The sequence below is a fragment of the Bacillus sp. MBGLi79 genome, from assembly GCF_002953915.1.
The window spans coordinates 178,908-180,093 of record NZ_CP026521.1 but is presented as its reverse complement, the minus strand read 5'-3'; the positions used below and the strand labels follow the sequence as shown (position 1 = coordinate 180,093).

At 45.4% G+C, this 1,186-nt stretch carries 1 protein-coding gene; it reads right to left on the bottom strand.

Going from position 1 to position 1,186, the window contains the following annotated elements:
• Positions 1-2 precede the first annotated feature (2 nt).
• The coding region (tuf, locus tag C1T29_RS00965) for an elongation factor Tu (RefSeq protein ID WP_017627866.1) at positions 3-1,186 on the bottom strand (1,184 nt) is incomplete at its 5' end.

Here is a 1,186-nt window from a genome sequence, read left to right as displayed (position 1 = left end):
AATTAACCTAATACTTTAGCAACAACACCCGCACCTACTGTACGGCCACCTTCACGGATTGCGAAGCGTAAACCTTCGTCCATTGCGATTGGGTGGATCAGTTCAACGATCATGTTCACGTTGTCGCCTGGCATTACCATTTCTACGCCTTCTGGTAATTCGATAGTACCAGTTACGTCAGTTGTACGGAAGTAGAACTGTGGACGGTAGCCTTTGAAGAATGGTGTGTGACGACCACCTTCATCTTTGCTCAGAATATAAACTTCTGATTCAAATTTGTTGTGTGGGTTGATTGAGCCTGGTTTCGCCAGTACTTGTCCACGTTCGATTTCTTCACGTTTTGTACCACGCAGCAGAACACCTACGTTCTCACCTGCACGACCTTCGTCAAGTAATTTACGGAACATTTCAACGCCAGTACAAGTTGTTTTTGCGGTTTCTTTGATACCAACAATCTCAACTTCATCACCTACTTTGATGATACCACGCTCTACACGACCAGTAACTACTGTACCACGGCCTGAGATTGAGAATACATCTTCGATTGGTAACAGGAATGGTTTGTCAATTGCACGCTCTGGCTCTGGGATATAAGAATCCAGTGCTTCTGCTAATTCAACAATTTTTGCTTCCCACTCTGCTTCGCCTTCCAGTGCTTTCAGCGCTGAACCACGGATTACTGGAGTGTCATCACCTGGGAAATCGTATTGAGACAGAAGTTCACGAACTTCCATTTCAACTAATTCTAACAGCTCTTCATCATCTACCATGTCACATTTGTTCAGGAATACGATGATGTAAGGAACACCAACCTGACGACCTAACAGGATGTGCTCACGAGTTTGTGGCATTGGACCATCAGTTGCTGCTACTACCAGAATAGCGCCGTCCATTTGCGCAGCACCAGTGATCATGTTTTTAACATAGTCGGCGTGACCTGGGCAGTCTACGTGTGCGTAGTGGCGAGTTGGAGTATCGTATTCTACGTGTGAAGTAGAGATGGTGATACCACGCGCTTTTTCTTCTGGCGCATTATCGATTTGGTCGAATGCACGAGCAGCACCACCGTAAGTTTTAGCTAAAACTGTAGTGATTGCAGCAGTCAGAGTTGTTTTACCGTGGTCAACGTGGCCGATAGTACCAACGTTAACGTGCGGTTTTGAACGTTCAAATTTTTCTTTAGACA